The organism is Xanthomonas codiaei, from assembly GCF_002939785.1.
Taxonomy (GTDB): domain Bacteria; phylum Pseudomonadota; class Gammaproteobacteria; order Xanthomonadales; family Xanthomonadaceae; genus Xanthomonas; species Xanthomonas codiaei.
Genome location: NZ_MDEC01000023.1, coordinates 59,737 through 76,903, shown reverse-complemented (window position 1 = coordinate 76,903; position 17,167 = coordinate 59,737). Strand labels below are relative to the sequence as shown.

13 protein-coding genes and 1 other RNA gene are annotated in these 17,167 nt (G+C 67.3%); 8 read left to right on the top strand and 6 right to left on the bottom strand.

The genetic code is table 11. The features are described 5' to 3' along the window. The first annotated feature begins 229 nt into the window (after nucleotides 1–229). The 6 genes from XcodCFBP4690_RS15970 to hglS all read left to right on the top strand — a co-directional run bounded on the left by XcodCFBP4690_RS15970 (nucleotide 230) and on the right by hglS (nucleotide 4,990). A complete protein-coding gene (locus XcodCFBP4690_RS15970; protein ID WP_104542363.1) occupies nucleotides 230–586 on the top strand; it encodes an EF-hand domain-containing protein in 357 nt (118 codons plus the stop codon). A 178-nt stretch (nucleotides 587–764) separates the two neighbouring features. After that, nucleotides 765–1,202, top strand: a complete 438-nt coding sequence (locus tag XcodCFBP4690_RS15965) for an EF-hand domain-containing protein (protein WP_104542361.1) — start codon at nucleotides 765–767, stop codon at nucleotides 1,200–1,202. Nucleotides 1,203–1,228: 26 nt separating this feature from the next. After that, nucleotides 1,229–1,987: an HAD family hydrolase gene (locus XcodCFBP4690_RS15960; protein WP_104542359.1), complete on the top strand. Its 759-nt coding sequence runs from the start codon at nucleotides 1,229–1,231 to the stop codon at nucleotides 1,985–1,987. 256 nt (nucleotides 1,988–2,243) lie between these two features. Next, nucleotides 2,244–2,828, top strand: coding sequence for a hypothetical protein (locus XcodCFBP4690_RS15955; protein WP_104542357.1), 585 nt, complete (start codon nucleotides 2,244–2,246; stop codon nucleotides 2,826–2,828). 48 nt (nucleotides 2,829–2,876) lie between these two features. After that, entirely contained in the window at nucleotides 2,877–3,476 is a 600-nt protein-coding gene (locus XcodCFBP4690_RS15950) for a hypothetical protein (protein ID WP_104542355.1), read from the top strand. 146 nt (nucleotides 3,477–3,622) lie between these two features. Next, the gene (hglS, locus tag XcodCFBP4690_RS15945; RefSeq protein WP_104542353.1) at nucleotides 3,623–4,990 is read left to right on the top strand and encodes a 2-oxoadipate dioxygenase/decarboxylase HglS; all 1,368 of its coding nucleotides are present in this window, start codon (nucleotides 3,623–3,625) and stop codon (nucleotides 4,988–4,990) included. Nucleotides 4,991–5,037: 47 nt separating this feature from the next. On the opposite strand, the gene XcodCFBP4690_RS15940 is transcribed toward hglS, so the two are convergent. The 6 genes from XcodCFBP4690_RS15940 to XcodCFBP4690_RS15910 form a co-directional block, all read right to left on the bottom strand. Then, nucleotides 5,038–5,113, bottom strand: a non-coding RNA gene (locus XcodCFBP4690_RS15940) — sX9 sRNA. 60 nt (nucleotides 5,114–5,173) lie between these two features. Next, nucleotides 5,174–5,572, bottom strand: a complete 399-nt coding sequence (locus tag XcodCFBP4690_RS15935; RefSeq protein ID WP_167394664.1) for a VOC family protein — start codon at nucleotides 5,570–5,572, stop codon at nucleotides 5,174–5,176. 35 nt (nucleotides 5,573–5,607) lie between these two features. Next, nucleotides 5,608–6,042, bottom strand: a complete 435-nt coding sequence (locus XcodCFBP4690_RS15930; protein ID WP_104542351.1) for a VOC family protein — start codon at nucleotides 6,040–6,042, stop codon at nucleotides 5,608–5,610. A gap of 403 nt (nucleotides 6,043–6,445) precedes the next feature. Further along, nucleotides 6,446–9,586: an efflux RND transporter permease subunit gene (locus XcodCFBP4690_RS15920; protein ID WP_104542347.1), complete on the bottom strand. Its 3,141-nt coding sequence runs from the start codon at nucleotides 9,584–9,586 to the stop codon at nucleotides 6,446–6,448. Between the two features lie 181 nt (nucleotides 9,587–9,767). Beyond that, entirely contained in the window at nucleotides 9,768–13,001 is a 3,234-nt protein-coding gene (locus XcodCFBP4690_RS15915; RefSeq protein WP_104542345.1) for an efflux RND transporter permease subunit, read from the bottom strand. A 95-nt stretch (nucleotides 13,002–13,096) separates the two neighbouring features. Beyond that, the gene (locus tag XcodCFBP4690_RS15910) at nucleotides 13,097–14,338 is read right to left on the bottom strand and encodes an efflux RND transporter periplasmic adaptor subunit (RefSeq protein ID WP_104542343.1); all 1,242 of its coding nucleotides are present in this window, start codon (nucleotides 14,336–14,338) and stop codon (nucleotides 13,097–13,099) included. Nucleotides 14,339–14,806: 468 nt separating this feature from the next. Between XcodCFBP4690_RS15910 and XcodCFBP4690_RS15905 the strand changes: the two genes are divergently transcribed. Together XcodCFBP4690_RS15905 and queF are read left to right on the top strand one after the other, a co-directional pair. Beyond that, nucleotides 14,807–16,114: a M20 family metallopeptidase gene (locus tag XcodCFBP4690_RS15905; RefSeq protein WP_104542341.1), complete on the top strand. Its 1,308-nt coding sequence runs from the start codon at nucleotides 14,807–14,809 to the stop codon at nucleotides 16,112–16,114. Nucleotides 16,115–16,272: 158 nt separating this feature from the next. Further along, nucleotides 16,273–17,088 carry an NADPH-dependent 7-cyano-7-deazaguanine reductase QueF gene (queF, locus tag XcodCFBP4690_RS15900; RefSeq protein ID WP_104542339.1) on the top strand — a complete coding sequence of 272 codons (816 nt, stop codon included), beginning with the start codon at nucleotides 16,273–16,275 and terminating at the stop codon, nucleotides 17,086–17,088. Nucleotides 17,089–17,167 lie beyond the last annotated feature (79 nt).

Here is a 17,167-nt window from a genome sequence, read left to right as displayed (position 1 = left end):
GCGAAATTCCGAAGTTCCAAAAGCCACTCTTCGGAACGACGCCACCTTCCGCCCTGTCAGGTCTCGTTGTTCAGACCTTCCCTAACAGGCGGCTAGGCGTATCGCGCTGTGTTGTGGTTAAAAGGATGTTCTGCGGCAGATTGCAGCGGGTTGGACGTTCATTTGCGGTGGGTAGGGTGGTGCCATGTGCGGCGACACCGCGCATTCCCAAGCACAAGGAGACCACCCAATGAAGCATCGCAACCGCACTTCGCTGCTCGCCGCTACTGCCGCTCTGGCCGCCGCCCTGGCGCTGCCGGCCATGGCGCAGAGCACTTCCCCGGATGCTGCAGCGCAGACCGGCAGCTCGGCCAATATCGCGCAAGCGAGCGGCCCGAGTTCCGGCGGCGGCCAGACCTGGGCCAGCGTGGATACCGACAGCGACGGCGCCATCAGCAAGCAGGAAGCGCAGGTCAATGCGGGATTGGCGCAGATCTTTGACCAGGCCGACGGCGATACCGACGGCAAGCTGACCCCCGACGAATACAAGGCCTTCGTGGCCAAGCAGCAGGGTGGCGGCAGCGCCACTGGTTCACAGGGCAACTAAGCCCACATCGTCAGCTCGATGAGCGTGCCGCACGCTAACCAGATGTTACGTGGCGCGACAGAGCACGATACCTAGCGTAGATCAGGATGGATGCACGGGAGCGACCTGCCAGGGTCGCTCCCGTTTTCTTTACGCTCCGCGCGCTACGGTCGGGTGATCCAATTGCGGTCTTGTGCCCATGTCGCTACGCATTCCCGTGTTCGCCGGCCTGTGGATTGCGTTGATCGCAGCCGCGGCGCCGCCGGAGTTGCCGCCGGTCACGCAGCAGTCGCCACCAGCCGCGCCGCCTGGCGCGGTCAATCCGACGATGTCGCCCTTGCCGGTCGAGCCGCCGCCGCCGGCGATCACGCCGCTGTTGCCCGCCGAACCGGCCGGCCCTTCGCGTGCCAAGGGCGGAACCGAGGCTGCGGTTGTGCCGACGGCAGGCACCCTGGCACCACGTAGCTTTCGCACCTTGGACACCGACGCCGACAGCTCGCTGACCCCGGCCGAGGCCAGTGCGGATCCGATCCTGCGCGAGAACTTCGCCAGTTTCGACGCCAATGGCGATGGACGGCTGTCGCGCGACGAGTTCGCCAGCTATCAGCCCGGGCCAGGCGACGCGACAGGCGACTGAGCGCGGCGCACTGCTAGACTTGCGCGATGACCTCTCTTGCACAGCGCGACGGCCAGGCGATCCAACTGGTCGGCTTCGACGGCGACGATACCCTCTGGAAAAGCGAGGACTATTACCGCCGGGCCGAAGCGGATTTCGAAGCGATCCTGGCCCGCTATCTCGACCTGGGCGACAGCCGCATGCAGCAGCACCTGCTGGCGGTGGAGCGTCGCAACCTCAAGGTGTTCGGCTACGGCGCCAAGGGCATGACGCTGTCGATGATCGAGACCGCCATCGAACTGACCGATACGCGCATCGATGCGCGCGATATCCAGCGCATCGTCGAGATCGGCCGTGCCACCCTGCAGCACCCCGTCGAGGTGATTGCAGGCGTGCGCGATGCGGTCAGCGCCATTGCGGCCGACTACGACGTGGTGTTGATCACCAAGGGCGACCTGTTCCATCAGGAGCAGAAGATCGAACAGTCCGGCTTGTCCGACCTGTTTGCACGCGTCGAAGTGGTGTCCGAGAAGGATCCCAAGACCTATGCGCGCGTGCTCGCCGAATTCGACCTGCCGGCGCAGCGCTTTGTCATGATCGGCAATTCGCTGCGCTCGGACGTGGAGCCGGTACTGGCGATCGGTGGCTGGGGCATCTACACGCCCTATGCGGTGACCTGGGCGCACGAACAGGAACATGGCGTGGCCGCCGACGAGCCGCGCATGCGCGAAGTGCCCGATGCTGCGAGTTGGCCGGCCGCGGTGCAGGCGCTGGACGCATTGGCCCGGCAACACGCGCTAAGCTAGATGCTGCGGCCCGCTGCGGCGTGTGCCGGCTGGCGGACGCAACCGGCGTTGGCAGCCTGGGCGGTCCAAGCCCATCACGTGGTGGCCAGGGTCTGCCGCTGGTGCGCGCTCACGGCCTTGCAGCGCAGGCCTGGTTGCAGGCATGGCGGAAAGCCGGTGTGCGCATGAAGTGAGTCGACACGTGGGCGCCTGGGGGTGCCCCTTAACAGGACGTTCCGGCCGAGCGTGCATGCGCGGCCGATCTTGGAGGAGTGCCATGAGCATGTGGTCTGTCATTCGTCGCGCGGGGTTGCCCGTTGTGCTGGGACTGTTGGTCGGCGCCGCGCCGCTGGCCGCGGCCGAACTAGAAGAGGAAGTCGTCAACCCGAGCGAGGTGATCTTTCGCAACGGGCAGCCCTACTACGACGATGCCGGCGCCCAGGTTCGCCTGCGAACGCGGCAGGTGGGCGGAGAAACGGTGTATTTCCGCATGGTGCGCTTCGACCGGGAGCATGGCTATGTGGATGCGCAGGGCCAGAGCATCGCGGTCCTGCAGTCGCGGCCTGCTGCAGGCGATCGCGGTGATGCGGTCGGCTTCGATCGCTCTTTTGACGATCGCTATGACGGCTATGGCGGTGGATACGCCAGCTATGGCTATGGCCCGCGCCTGTCACTGGGCGCATCGCGCAACCGGCCCCATGGGCAGATCTACTACGGCAACGGACTGTATGGCCCGGATCCGTACAGCAGCCCGCACAACCGCGATGCGCGCCAGCGCTATGTCGGCCCCGGCTACATGGGTGCCTGCGACCTGAGCGGTTGCCGCGAAGTGCATACCTTCGGCATCTACGATCTGCGCTGAGATACGCGCCGCCTGACACCGACGCAGGCATGCGGCATCATCGGCGGCATGCCTGTTCTGCGCCCCTTCCGATTGCGATTGCTGCCCGTGCTGACGGCCTTGCTGGTTCCGGCGCTGGCGGCTGCCCAGAGCACGCCGGCATCCGCTGCCGCGGCCGCCACGCAGGAAAGCGCGCCGGCGGTGATGCCTGGTACCGGCGATGCCTGGGTGGACCAGCATCTGGCCGACATGGGCAGCTACGCGCAGCGCTATCCGGACAGTTTCATCGACGAGGTGGCGCGCTATACAGACACCCCGCGCGGCTACGTGCGGGCGCTGCTGCAGGTGCATGGCTGGCACGCCGGCGATCTCTATTTCGCCTGTTTCTGGGCGCAGACCGTGCAGCTGTCGTGCCGCGAGAGCGTGCGCGCCTACAGCCGCGATCACCATGACGGCTGGCAGGGCGTGATCACGCGGCTTTCGGTGACGCCGGACAATGCGCACATGCGCGCGCTGAGGCATGCCATCGTTGCCAGCTACGACCGCTGGGAACGCCCGATCACCCTGGACGCGCTGCTGCGTCGCCAGCTCGGCGACCACGCGCAGCGCCTGGAGGCCGCACGCGACGCCAGCGAAGCGGCCGAGGCGGCGGCACAGGCGGGGCTGTAGCACCGCACGGTATGCAGCGTGCGCGCGCCGGCTGTCTGCGCGCCAACACCCAGCGGCGATGCTGCCGTGCAGCTGGTCGCCGCAGGGCGCGGTCGGCGAGAATGCAGGCAACGCCGGCATCAGCCGGCTCCTGCCAAGACCCGTCCATGCGCGATACCGTGTTTGTCTCTCCCGATCACATCCGCAGCCTGTTCGCACAGGCGATGTCGGACATGTACCGCGCCGAGGTGCCGCTGTACGGCAACCTGATGGCCCTGGTGGCGCAGGTCAATGCGCAGACGCTGGAGGCCGATCCGGCCTTGGCGGCGCGCTTGCAGCGCAACGACGAGCGCGCACGGCTGGACCTGGAGCGGCATGGCGCGATCCGGGTCGGCACCGCGCAAGAACTGGCGACCTTGCGCCGCCTGTTTGCGGTGATGGGCATGCACCCGGTGGGCTATTACGACCTGTCGGTGGCGGGCGTGCCGGTGCACTCCACCGCATTCCGCCCGATCGACGAGGCCGCGCTGGCGGCCAATCCATTCCGCGTGTTCACCTCGCTGCTGCGGCTGGAGCTGATCGACGATGCCGCCCTGCGCGAGCAGGCCGCGCAGATCCTGCAACAGCGGCAGATCTTCACCGCCGGCGCACTGCAGTTGATCGAGCAGTGCGAACGCGCAGGCGGGCTGGATGCGACCCAGGCGCAGCAGTTCGTGGACCAGGCGCTGGAAACCTTCCGCTGGCACGGCGATGCGACGGTGTCGCTGCCGACCTACCGCGCGCTGAGCGATGCGCACAAGTTGATCGCCGATGTGGTCAGTTTCCACGGCCCGCACATCAACCACCTGACCCCGCGCACGCTGGACATCGATGCGGCGCAGGCGCAGATGCAGCAGGCCGGCATCGATGCCAAGGCGGTGATCGAGGGGCCGCCGCGGCGGCGTGTCCCGATCCTGCTGCGCCAGACCAGTTTCAAGGCGCTGGAAGAACCGGTGCGGTTCGTCGGCGACGGCGGACAGCCCGAACACGGCACGCACACCGCGCGCTTTGGCGAGATCGAGCAGCGCGGGCTTGCGCTGACCCCCAAGGGCCGCGCGCTGTACGACGCGCTGCTGGCGCAGGCGCGCGAGACCGACGGTGCGGGCAGCACGGGCACCGATTACGCCACCCGCCTGCAGACCGCCTTCGTGGCCTTTCCCGATGACGAAGCGTTATTGCGCCAGGAAGGGCTGGGCTATTTCCGTTATGCGCTGACCGAGGCCGGCCGCGCCGATCCGGCGCAGGTCGCCGCCATGCCGGCGGAAACCGCCATCGCGCTCGGCCTGGTCAGCGCCGACCCGATCGTCTACGAAGACTTCCTGCCGGTCAGTGCGGCGGGCATCTTCCAGTCCAACCTGGGCGGTGCCGAGCAGCGCGCCTATGCCGCGCACGCGAGCCAGCGCAGCTTCGAACAGGCATTGGGCGCGCCGGTGCATGACGAATTCGCGCTGTATGCGCAGCTGGAGCGCGATTCCCTGCAGGGCTTGCTGGGGTAGGCGCGGTACCTCGCTGGTTGCAGCGGAGTCGCCGCGTGGCTTGGAGCGGCGACCAAAACATGGCGAGCGGTCGTCAGGTGGGTGCGGACGGCGCGCAGGAATCGGAGTGTCCGCGTGGTACATGCCGCACCGAGCACCGGCCGCACCGTCTGGCGGTGAGCGCAGGAGTCCTGTTGGCTGCTCTCAGCCCGGCGCGCCGCTGCTGTGGAAGACTTCCCACAGATGGCCGTCCGGATCGGCAAAGCCGTGCTGGTACATGAAGCCGTAGTCCTTCGGCTCGCCGCTCACCTGACCACCGGCCGCGCGCGCCTTGCTCACCAGCGCATCCACCTCGTCGCGGCTGCCGACCGTCAGGGCGGTGATGGTTTCCGCGGCATGGGCCGTATCGCAGATGGCCTTGTGACTGAAGCCCTGGAAGAACGGTTTGACCAGCAACATCGCGAAGATGTTCTCGCCCAGGATCAGGCAGGTGGCGTTCTCGTCGGTGTAGGCAGGATTGAACGCAAAGCCCATGGCAGTGAAGAAGGCGACCGAACGCGGCAGCGATTCGACCGGCAGGTTGACGAAGATCTGGCTGATCATGCGGTGGTGTCCTGTGGAGTGGCGCGGGGTGGGGATCAGACGCTGCGGTAACGGCCGTTGACCAGCCACTGGATGCCGAAGCGGTCGGTGCACATGCCAAAACCCTCTGCCCAGAAGGTCTCGTCGAACGGCATCTGCACCTGGCCGCCGTCCGCCAGTGCGGCATGCACGCGCTCGGCCTGGAGGGTGTTGTCGAAGCCGAGCGCGACCGACACCGCGCCGGTGCCCTGCACCTGTTTGCCCGGTGGCAGGTCCGAGCCCATCAGCAGCGGCGCATCGGGTCCGGCGAGGCTTACGTGCATGACCAGATCCGCGGCCGCCGCCGCATCCTCCATCGCTGCCTCGCCTTCGGCATGCGGCGGCATCTGTGCGTAGGTCATCAGCATCAGTTCGCCGCCCAGCACGTGCTGGTAGTGCGCGAAGGCCGCGCGGCAGGTGCCGGCGAAATACAGGTAGGGCGTGATGTGCATCGGACAGTCCTCGCAAGGCGGATTGACGGCATGGTCCGGTTGCTGCATCCGGAGTGTCAGGTCACGACGTCGACGACGTCGTCGGCCTTTATGCCCGTGCGCAGTGCGTGATCGATGCGGCCATGGCCAGGATCGGGCATGCGCCGCACCCGTGGCAGCCTACTCGCTCGCTTGCCGATCTGCAGCAACCATCGGCCGTCATCGCCGTGCAGCCGACGAATGGACGACCGTCTGACGGCTGAGTGCAGCATCCAGGCGCGCCATGCGCGCGCTGGCGCTTGCTTGTGGAAACGCCAACGCAGCAGGCCACGCATCGCGCTGCGGATGAGGGCGTTTGCCTGGCCGACGCGAAGGCGTGCCGGAGGCCGTCATGCCCGGCGTTGCGGTCGGCTTTCGCGACGGCTCAGTGCGTCTGGATCGCAGGGCGGCGTGCCGCGGCCCGTTCTGCCCGCTGCGCGCGCTTGCGGGCGCGCCGCGCCTTCCAGCGTTCGCTCAGGCACGAGAAGATCACGTACAACGCCGGTGTGCTGAGCAGGGTCAGGCTCTGCGAGAACACCAGCCCGCCGATCATCGCGATGCCCAGCGAGCGACGCAGTTCCGAGCCTTCGCCCAGGCCCACTGCCAGCGGCACCGCCGCCAGGATCGCCACCATTGTGGTCATCATGATCGGACGGAAGCGCACGATCGAGGCCTCGCGCGCCGCTGCGCGCGCATCCATGCCGTGCACGCGCTGCGCCACCAGTGCGAAGTCGATCATCATGATGGCGTTCTTCTTGACGATGCCGATCAGCAGCACCAGCGCAATCATCGAGATCACCGACAACTCGGTATTGGTGATGAACAACGCCAGCAGCGCGCCGACGCCGGCGGCCGGCAGCGTGGACAGGATGGTCACCGGGTGGATCAGGCTCTCGTAGAGCATGCCCAGTACGATGTAGACGGTGAGCACCGCCGCCAGCAACAGGATGCCCATCGAGTTGGGACTGAGCTGAACGTTGAAGCTGTCGTCGCCGCTGAGGCGGATGCCGTCGGGCATGCGCAGCCCTTTGACCGCCGACTCGATGATCAGGTCTGCCTCGCCCGTGCTCACCCCGGGAGCCAGGTTGTAGCTCAGATCCATCGTGGTGTACTGGTTTTCGTGGATGATCTGCGGCGGCGCCAGGCCGGGCTTCTGCGTGGCCACCGCGGTGATCGGCACCATCTGGCCGGCCCGGTTGGGCACGAAGATCTGGTCCAGGGCCTTGGGGGTGGCGGTCTGCGAGGGCAGCGCGTTGACCACCACGCTGTACTGGTTGAGGTCGGAATAGATGGTGGAGATGGAGCGTTGGCCGAATGCGCCATACAGCGCGCCGTCGATCGCGCCGACCGAGATGCCCAGGCGCGCGGCCTTGGCGCGGTCGATCACGATGTTCTGGCGCAGGCCGGCGGTATCGACGTCGGTGCCCACATCGCGCAGGCGCGGGTTCTTCTTCAGCGCCGCCTGCAGCTTGGGCAGCCATTCCTGCAGTTGCGCCAGGTCGTTGCCCTGCAGCGACACGCGGTATTGCGCGCCCTGGCTGGTGCCGCCGCCGCCATCGCTGGGCAGGTCCTGGATGGCGCGCAGGCGCAGGTCCAGGTCCGGGTAGCGGTCGGCCTTGGCGCTCAGGCGCGCGACCACCTGGGCGGTGGTATCGCGGCGTCCCTCATCGCGCGTCTTGAGCTCGATGTTGAACGAGGCGCTGGAGCCCTGGCGGCCGGAGCCCAGCCGCGCACCGACGGTCTTCACCGCCGGGTCGGCCATCAGCATGTCGGTGATACGGCGCTGGCGGCTGACCATGTCGGCAAACGACACCGTGGCGCTGGAATTGGCGCGGCCCCAGATCAGGCCGGTGTCCTGCGCGGGGAAGGAGCCCTTCTTGACCGCCCCGCCCAGGAACACGGTGGCGGCGATCAGCATCAGCGGTGTCAGCGACAACAGCAGCGCGTGCCGCAGCGAAAAATCCAGCGCTACCGTGTACACGCGCAGCATGCGCTCGTGCATGCGGTCCAGCCAGGCGCCGAAGCGGCCGGGTTTTTCCTGTTCGGTATGCGCAGACAGGAAGCGGCTGCACAGCGCCGGGGTCAAGGTCAGCGACACCAGCATGGACACCACGATCGCCGCCACCAGGGTCACGGTGAACTCGCGGAAGAACGCACCGATCATGCCGCTGGCGAACAGCATCGGGATGAACACCGCCACCAGCGAGGCGGTGATCGAGACGATGGTGAAGCCGATCTCGCGCGCACCGGTCAGTGCGGCTTCCAGGCGCGGCATGCCTTCGTCCAGGTGCCGCATGATGTTCTCGATCACCACGATCGCGTCGTCGACCACGAAGCCGATCGCAATGACCAACGCCAGCAGGCTGAGGTTGTTCAAGGTGAAGCCCAGCACGTACATCACCAGCGCCGAGCCAGCCAGCGACAGCGGCACGGTGACCGCGGCAATGAGCGTGGGCGCCAACCGGCGCAAAAACAGCGCCATGGTCAGCACCACCATCGCCAGCGAGATCATCAGCGTGGCCTGCACCTCGTGCAGCGAGGCGCGGATGGTGGGCGTGCGGTCGAAGTAGGGTGTGAGCGTGGTGCCGGGCTGCAGATAGGCGCGCAGTTCGGGAATCTGCGCCTTCACCTGGTCCACGGTTTCGACGATGTTGGCGCCGGCGCGGGTGAAGGCGTACATCACCACCGCCGGTTTGCCGTCGAACCAGGCGGCTTGATACGCGTCCTGTTGCCCGTCGTAGACGGTGGCCACATCGCCCAACCGCACGATGCGCCCGTTGGATTGGGTGGAGATCGCCAGTTGCGCGAAATCGGCGGCCTTGGCTACCGAATCGTTGGCGATCACGGCCATGGTGGTGTTGCCGTCGGACAGGAAGCCGGTCGGCGAGGTGACGTTGGCCGCGCGCACCGCGTTGCGCAGATCGTCCGGGGTCAGCCCCAGCGCGTTGAGCGCGCGCAGGTCCACGTCCACGCGCACCGCCGGGGTGGACGCACCGGCGATGTCCACCGAGCTGATGCCGGTGATCTGGCGCAGCCGCTGCGCCAGCAGCGAGTCGGCCACGTTGTAGAGCTCATCGGCCGACTGGGTGTCCGAGGTCAACGCGATGGCGATGACCGGGTCGTCGTTCGGATTGGCTTTCGAATAGATCGGCGTGCCGAGCCCGGAGGGCAGGTCCGATTGCGATGCGTTGATCGCGGTCTGGATGTCCTGCGCGGCCGAATCGATATTGCGATTGCTCTGGAACACCAGCACCACCAGGCTGCTGCTTTCCGAACTGGACGAGCGCATGCGGTCGATGCCGGGCAGCTGGCCCAGGTGGCGTTCCAGTGGCGCGGTGACGGTGGAGGCCATGGTGCTGGCATCGGCACCGGATTGGGTGGCGTGCACGAAGATCACCGGGATCTGGATGTTCGGCAATGCCGCCACGCCCAGCCGCAGGTAGCACATCAATCCGATCACGAACAAACCGATCGCCAGCAGCGAAGTGCCGATCGGGCGCTTGATGAAGGGCGCGGAGATGTTCATCGGGGAAATTCCGGGACCGGGGACCGGGGACCGGGGACCCGGGAAAGCGGGAGCGGCTGCCATGGCGAACCGAACGCGCGCCGCATGTCCGGGCCGATCGCTGCGCCGCAGGCATTGCGTGCGCTCCTGGCTCCACCCCGGGTCCCCGGTCCCCGGTCCCCGGTCCCGATTTCTTCGAGCCTCATACCCGCCCCTCCACGTGCCGATGCGCCGCCGCCGCACGGCGCGCGCGCCAGGCGCGCAGGCGTTCGCCGGCGCGTTCCATGTACAGGTAGATCACCGGGGTGGTGTACAGCGTGACCAGCTGCGACAGCAGCAGGCCACCCACGATCGCGATGCCCAGCGGGCGGCGCAGCTCCGAGCCGATGCCGGTGCCCAGCGCCAGCGGCAAGGCGCCCAGCATGGCCGCGGCGGTCGTCATCATGATCGGGCGGAAGCGCAGCAGGCAGGCGCGGCGGATCGCGTCGTGGGCGTTGGCACCTTCGCGGCGCGCTTCGATCGCGAAGTCGATCATCATGATCGCGTTCTTCTTGACGATGCCGATCAACAGCACGATACCGACGATGCCGTCCACCGACAGGCTCAGCCCGCATAGCATCAGCGCCAGCAGCGCGCCGACACCGGCCGGCGGCAGCGTGGAGATGATGGTCAGCGGGTGGATGTAGCTTTCGTACAGCACGCCCAGCACGATGTAGATCACCACGATCGAGGCCAGCAGCAGCCATACGATGTCGGTCTGGCTGCCGGTGAATTCGGCCGCCTTGCCGACGAATTGCGCATGCACCTGGGTGGGAATCTTCAGCGCTTCGCGCGCTTTCTCGATCGCCGCCACCGCCTGCGACAGCGAATGTCCCGGCGCCAGGTTGAACGAGATGGTGACCGCCGGCAGCTGTTGCTGGTGGCTCACCACCAAGGGGGTATTGGTGACCTTGGCTTCGGCGAGCGCGGCGAGCGGAATGATGCTGCCGGCACCGACCACGATGCCGGTGTTCTGCGCGCCCACGCCGGTGGCGGTGGACGAGTTGGACGAGGTCACCTGGCCGAAGCTGGTGGCATTGGTGCCGGTCAGCGCGCCGCTGCCGTTGCTGGCCACCGCCAGCTGGTTCATCAGCGCGGTGCTGCTGCGGAACTCCGGCGCCACTTCCAGCACCACCCGGTACTGATTGAGCTCGGTGAAGATGGTGGAGATCTGGCGCTGGCCGAAGGCGTCGTACAGCGTGTCGTCGATGGTCTGCATCGGCACGCCCAGCATGCTGGCCTTGTCGCGGTCGATGGTCAGTTCCAGCGCCCGGCCCTGGTTGGCCAGGTTGTTGTCCACGTCCGCCAGTTCGGGCAGCTTGCGCATCGCCTCGGTCATCCGCCCGGCCCAGGTGGCCAGCTCGCTGCTGTCCACGTCCGACAACGAATACTGGTATTCGGTGGCGGCCACGCGGGTATCCAGGGTGACGTCCTGCACCGGCTTGAGGAACAGCGCCACGCCGGGGATGCCGGCCACCGCCTGTTGCAGGCGCGGAAGTACCTCGTCCAGGCCGTCGCGGTCGCCGCGCGTCTTCAGCACGATCGAGAGCTGGCCCTGGTTGAGCGTGGGGTTCATGGTGCCGGCGCCGATGAACGCGGCCACGCCGGTGACCGCCGGATCCTTGCGCAGCGCCGCGGCCACCGCCTGGGTGCGCTCTTCCATCTGCGGGAACGCCACGTTCTGGTCGGCCTGCACCACGCCGGTGATCAGGCCGGTGTCCTGCTCGGGCAGCAGGCCCTTGGGGATGGCCACGTACAGCAGCACCGTCAGTGCCACCGCGCCGATCGCCACCGCCAGGGTCAGCGGCTGGCGCGCCAGTACCCAGTCCAGGCTGCGCTCGTAGGCGCCCACGGTGCGCGTCCACAGATTGGTCTTGCCGGCGGCGGCCGCGCGCTCGTGCGCATCTTCGCCTTCGGGCAGGGCATCGGGCTTGAGCAGGTAGGCGCACATCATCGGCGTCAGCGTCAGCGACACCAGCATCGAGATCACCACCGCGATCGACAGCACCCACGCAAACTCGTGGAACAACCGCCCGGTGACGCCGGGCATCAGCAGCAGCGGCAGGAACACCGCCACCAGCGACACGGTCAGCGACAGCACGGTGAAGCCGATCTGCCTGGCGCCGATTTCGGCCGCTTCCGGCCCGCTCTTGCCCTGTTCGATGTAGCGCACGATGTTTTCGATCATCACGATCGCATCGTCGACCACGAACCCGGTGGCCACCACCAGCGCCATCAGCGACAGGTTGTCCAGCGACATGCCGGCAAAGGCCATCACCCCGAAGGTGCCGGCCAGCGACAACGGCACCGCCACCGAAGGAATGATGGTGGCCCACAGCCGGCGCAGGAACACGAAGATCACCGCCACCACCAGGCCGATGGTCAGCACCAGGGTGAATTTGACCTCGTGCACCGAGGCGCGGATGGTCTCGGTGCGGTCGGAGAACACCTCCAGGTGCACGTCGGCCGGCAACACCGCCTGCAACTGCGGCAGGATGCCGCGGATCTGCTCCACCGTCTGCACGATGTTGGCGCCAGGCTGGCGACGGATCTCCAGCAACACCGCCGGCTTGCCGTCGGCCCAGGCGGCCAGTTGGTCGTTTTCCACGCCGTCGACCACCTTGGCCACGTCGGCCAATCGCACCGGCCGGCCGTCGTTGAAGCTGATGATGGTCTCGCGGTACTGCGCCGCATCGGTGAGCTGGTCGTTGGTGCCGATGCTGTAGGACTGGGTCTTGCCGTTGAGCGAGCCCTTGGGCGCGCTGACGTTGGTCTGGGTCAGCGCACTGCGCAGCGACTCCATGGTCAGGCCCATGTTCGACAGCTGCGCCGGGTTGACCTGGATGCGTACCGCCGGGCGCACGTTGCCGGCGATCGACACCAAGCCCACGCCCGGCACCTGCGACAGGCGCTGGGCCAGGATCGCATCGGCATAGCGGTTGACCTCGCGCAGCGGCAGAGAATCGGAGGTGAGCTTGAGGGTGAGGATGGCCGCATCGGCCGGATTGACCCGGTTGTAGACCGGCTGGTAGGGCAGCGACGAGGGCAGGGTGGCCTGGCGGATCGCCGCCTGCACGTCCTGCGAGGCGATGTCGATATCGCGGTCCATCGAGAACTGCAGGATGATCGTGGACAGGCCTGCCGACGAATCGGAGGTCATCATCTGCAGCCCGGAGATCTGCCCGAACTGGCGCTCCAGCGGCGTGGTCACTAGCGAGGCCATGGTGGTCGCGTTGGCGCCGGGATACTGGGTGGTCACGACCAGACTGGGCGCGTCGATTTCAGGCAGCGCCGACACCGGCAGCTGCCGGTAGCCGAGGATGCCCAGCAGCAGGACGCCCGCCATCAACAGCGAGGTGGCGATGGGGCGGCGGATGAAGATGGTCGAAAAGCCCACGGGGGGGGATCCTTGCTGAAGACGTCAATCGGTGCCGGCGCGCAGGGCGCCGACGCGCACTGGCGACGGAGTGGTCCGTCGCCAGTGGTCAGGCATTAGCGCGGACCGCCGCCACGACGGCCACCGCCGCCGCCACCCTTCTGCTTTTCCTGCGCCGCCTTGAGCTCGGCCTCGGTGGGCTCCGGCGGCGTCTCGCCCGGCTTGAGCGCGGTGACCTTGCTGCCCGGCTTGAGCCGGAACTGGCCTTCGGTCACTACGCGCTCGCCGGGCTTGAGGCCCTTGGTCACCTGCACGTGGCTGTCGTCCACCTCCACGCCCTGCACCACGGTGCGCATCTGCGCGGTGTTGTCGTTGCCCACCACGTAGACGTAATCCCCGTCCGGGCCGCGCTGCACGGCCTGGGTCGGCACCACGGTGCCGCCGGCGATGGTGCGCAACTGCAGCCGCACGTTGACGAACTGTCCCGGCCACAAGGCGCTGTCGGTGTTGTCGAAAATGGCACGCGCGCCGAAGGTGCCGCTGTCGGTGGCGATGCGGTTGTCGATCACATCCAGCTTGCCGTCGCCGCTGATCACATGCGCATCGCCGCGGTCCAGTGCGGCCACGGCCAGCGGTGCGGCCGCCTGGCCGCTGCGTACCGCCTGCAACTCGCGCTCGGGCAGGTTGAAGGACACGTAGATCGGGCGGATCTGGGTCAGGGTCACGATGGTGGAGGTGGTGCTGACGATATTGCCCACGTCCACGCCGCGGATGCCGGCAATGCCGTCGATCGGCGCGGTCACCCGGGTGAACTGCAGTTGCACCTGCGCCGAGCGCATCTGCGCATCGTTGGCGGCCACCGCGGCCTCGTACTGCGCCACCTGGTTGCGCTGGGTGTCCAGATCGGTACGCGAGACGTACTGCTTGTAGGCGGGGTCGTTGGAGCGCTGGTAGTTCACCCGCGAGGTCGCCAGCAGCGCCTGGTTCTGGCGCTTGGCCGCCAGCGCCTGGTCGTAGCTGGCCTGCAGCGTGCGCGGGTCGATCTGCGCCAGCAGCTCGCCCTTCTTCACTTCCTGGCCTTCCTTGAAATTCAGGCTCATCAACTGGCCGCCGACCTGCGGGCTGACCGTCACCGTGTTGAGCGCGGTCACCGTGCCCAGCGCGCTGGCATACACCGGCACATCCTGGGTGGTGGCGGCCACGACCGTGACCGGCACCGGGGCGCTGTTTTCGGTGCCGTTGCCGTCCGGCGCGCCCGCCCGCTTGCCCTGACTGCCCCCACCCATCATCCGCATTGCGACGAACACCACGACGAGCACCGCTACGACCAGCAGTGTGATCTTCCAAAAACGCGACATGCGACAACTCCTGAGGACGGGCCGGGCGCTGGGAGGCGACCGTGGGGCGGCTTTGCGAAGCATATCGTTGCGAACAGGCAATTGAGCATTACTGAAGTAACGCCCCGCCTGGCGAAACGACCACACCGTTCACGGATGCGTGTAGCGGCAACGCGTCAACGCCGAAACGGTTGACCGCCGGGCTGAATCTGGTCGCACCAACGCAGTGTGCGCCTGCGGACAAGCCCGGCGACGGGTGGCCGTGGGCGGCCAGGCCAAATGTTCGCCGGCCATTCGACGCGGCCAGAGGGAGAGCGGTGACGACGCCAGGCCGGCCGGCACTGCAACGCCATCGCCGCCCCTGTCCAGCGCGTGCCATGCGGCCCTGCATCGGCGCGCCAACGTCCGCTCTGTTCGAAAGCACCACGAGGGACGCGACCTGATCGCGCAGGTGGACTACAGTGCAGATCGTTCATTAGAGGATTGTTGATGCGCCACTCCCGCCTGCTGTCCGGCGCGCTGTTGCTCGCCCTGCCCATGCTCGCCGCCGCGCAGACCGCGCCGCGCCCCGAGGTCGCCACCGTCGCCGCCACGCTGCAGCCCAAGGTGGTGCAGTGGCGGCGCGACTTCCACCAGCATCCGGAACTGTCCAACCGCGAAGAGCGCACCGCCGCCACGGTGGCCGCGCAGCTGCGCAAGCTGGGCCTCAAGCCGCGCACCGGCATCGCCCATCACGGCGTGGTGGCCATCATCAAGGGCGGCAAGCCCGGCCCGAAGATCGCCCTGCGCGCGGACATGGACGCGCTGCCGGTGAAAGAGCAGACCGGGCTGCCGTTCGCCTCCAAGGCCACCGCCGAATACCGCGGCGAGCAGGTCGGGGTGATGCATGCCTGCGGCCACGACGCCCACACCGCCATCCTGCTCGGCGTGGCCGAAGCGCTGGTGGGCATGCGCGAGCAGCTGCCGGGCGAGGTGATGCTGATCTTCCAACCCTCCGAAGAAGGCGCACCCGGCAATGAAGAGGGCGGCGCCTCGCTGATGCTGAAGGAAGGCCTGTTCGCCGACTTCAAGCCGCAGGCGGTGTTCGGCCTGCATGTGTTCTCCAGCGTGCAGGCCGGCAAGATCGCGGTGCGCAGCGGTCCGCTGATGGCGGCCTCGGATCGCTTCGCGATCAAGATGATCGGCCGCCAGACCCATGGCTCGGCGCCGTGGAACGGCATCGACCCGATCGTGGCCAGCGCCGACATGATCTCCACCGCGCAGACGGTGATCAGCCGCCGCGCCAACCTGTCCAAGCAGCCGGCGGTACTCAGCTTCGGTGCGATCAAGGGCGGCATCCGCTACAACATCATCCCCGACGACGTGGAAATGGTCGGCACCATCCGCACCTTCGACGAAGGCATGCGCCAGCAGATCTTTGCCGACCTGAAGAACGTGGCCGAGCACACCGCTGCCGCGCATGGTGCCAAGGTGGACGCGAAGGTGCCCGACCAGGACGGCAACCCGGCCACGGTCAACGACCCGGCCCTGACGGCCAAGATGCTGCCCAGCCTGCAGGCGGTGGTGGGTGCGGACAACGTCTACGAGCCGCCGTTGCAGATGGGCGCCGAAGACTTCTCGTTCTACGCCCAGCAGGTGCCGTCGATGTTCTTCTTCGTCGGCTCCACCGTCAAGGGCATCGACCCGGCCACTGCGCCCAGCAACCACTCGCCGCAGTTCCTGCTGGACGAGTCCTCGCTGGATGTGGGCTTGCGTGCGCTGTTGCAGGTATCGCTGGATTATCTGCAGCAGGGGTGAGTTGGGAGTCGGGATTGGGGATTCGCCCGCGGCTGGGCGGGTCTCCTCTTCAATGCTGGTGGGCAGGTCTGGCTTTAAAAAAACCGTGTTGCCGTTTCGTCCGTGTGTCCGCATCGCCATATACCTCACGGCCAGCCCGGGCGGCCTAAAATGGTCGGATGAATACCCCAGAAGATTCCACCCTCGGTCGTGAGGTCGCCTATCCCAGCGGCTACGATCCGTCGCTGCTGTTTCCGATTCCGCGTGCGGCCGGGCGCGAGGCGATCGGCCTGACCGGTGCGCTGCCCTTCATCGGGCGTGACCGCTGGCATGCCTACGAGCTGAGCTGGCTCGATGCGCAGGGCAAGCCTTGCGTGGCCACCGCCACCCTGCATGTGCCCTGCGACTCGCCGTCGTTGATCGAGTCCAAGTCGCTCAAGTTGTATCTGAATTCGCTCAACGCCACCCGCTTCAATAGCGCCGAAGCCGTGCGTACACGCATCGCCACCGACCTGTCCACGCGGGCCGGCGCCGATGTGGTGGTGGAATTCGGTCTGCCGCCAATCGATGCGGTGGGCGAGGGCGAGTCCATCGATGCGCTGGATGTCAGCATCGACGATTACGGCCCGCCCAACGCCGCGTATCTGCATGCGCTCGCACAGCCGGCGGTGGAAGAAGTGCTGACCTCGGCACTGCTCAAATCCAACTGCCCGGTCACCGGCCAGCCGGATTGGGCCAGCGTGAGCGTGCGTTATCGCGGCGCGCCGATCGACCGCGAAGGCCTGCTGCGCTATCTGGTGAGTTTCCGCGACCATGCCGAATTCCACGAGCAGTGCGTGGAGCGCATCTTCAACGATGTGATGCAGCGATGTGCGCCCGAGTGGCTGGTGGTCGAGGCGCGCTACACCCGCCGCGGCGGGCTGGACATCAACCCGCTGCGCAGCTCACCCGGCTTGCCCACGCCGCTGTCGATCTTCCGAGATCTGCGCCAGTAATCGCAGCTGCGTGATCGCGCCGGCTTCACGACGGCGCGATCCATGCTTAACGGCACTCCGCGCACCCTGCCTGCATCAC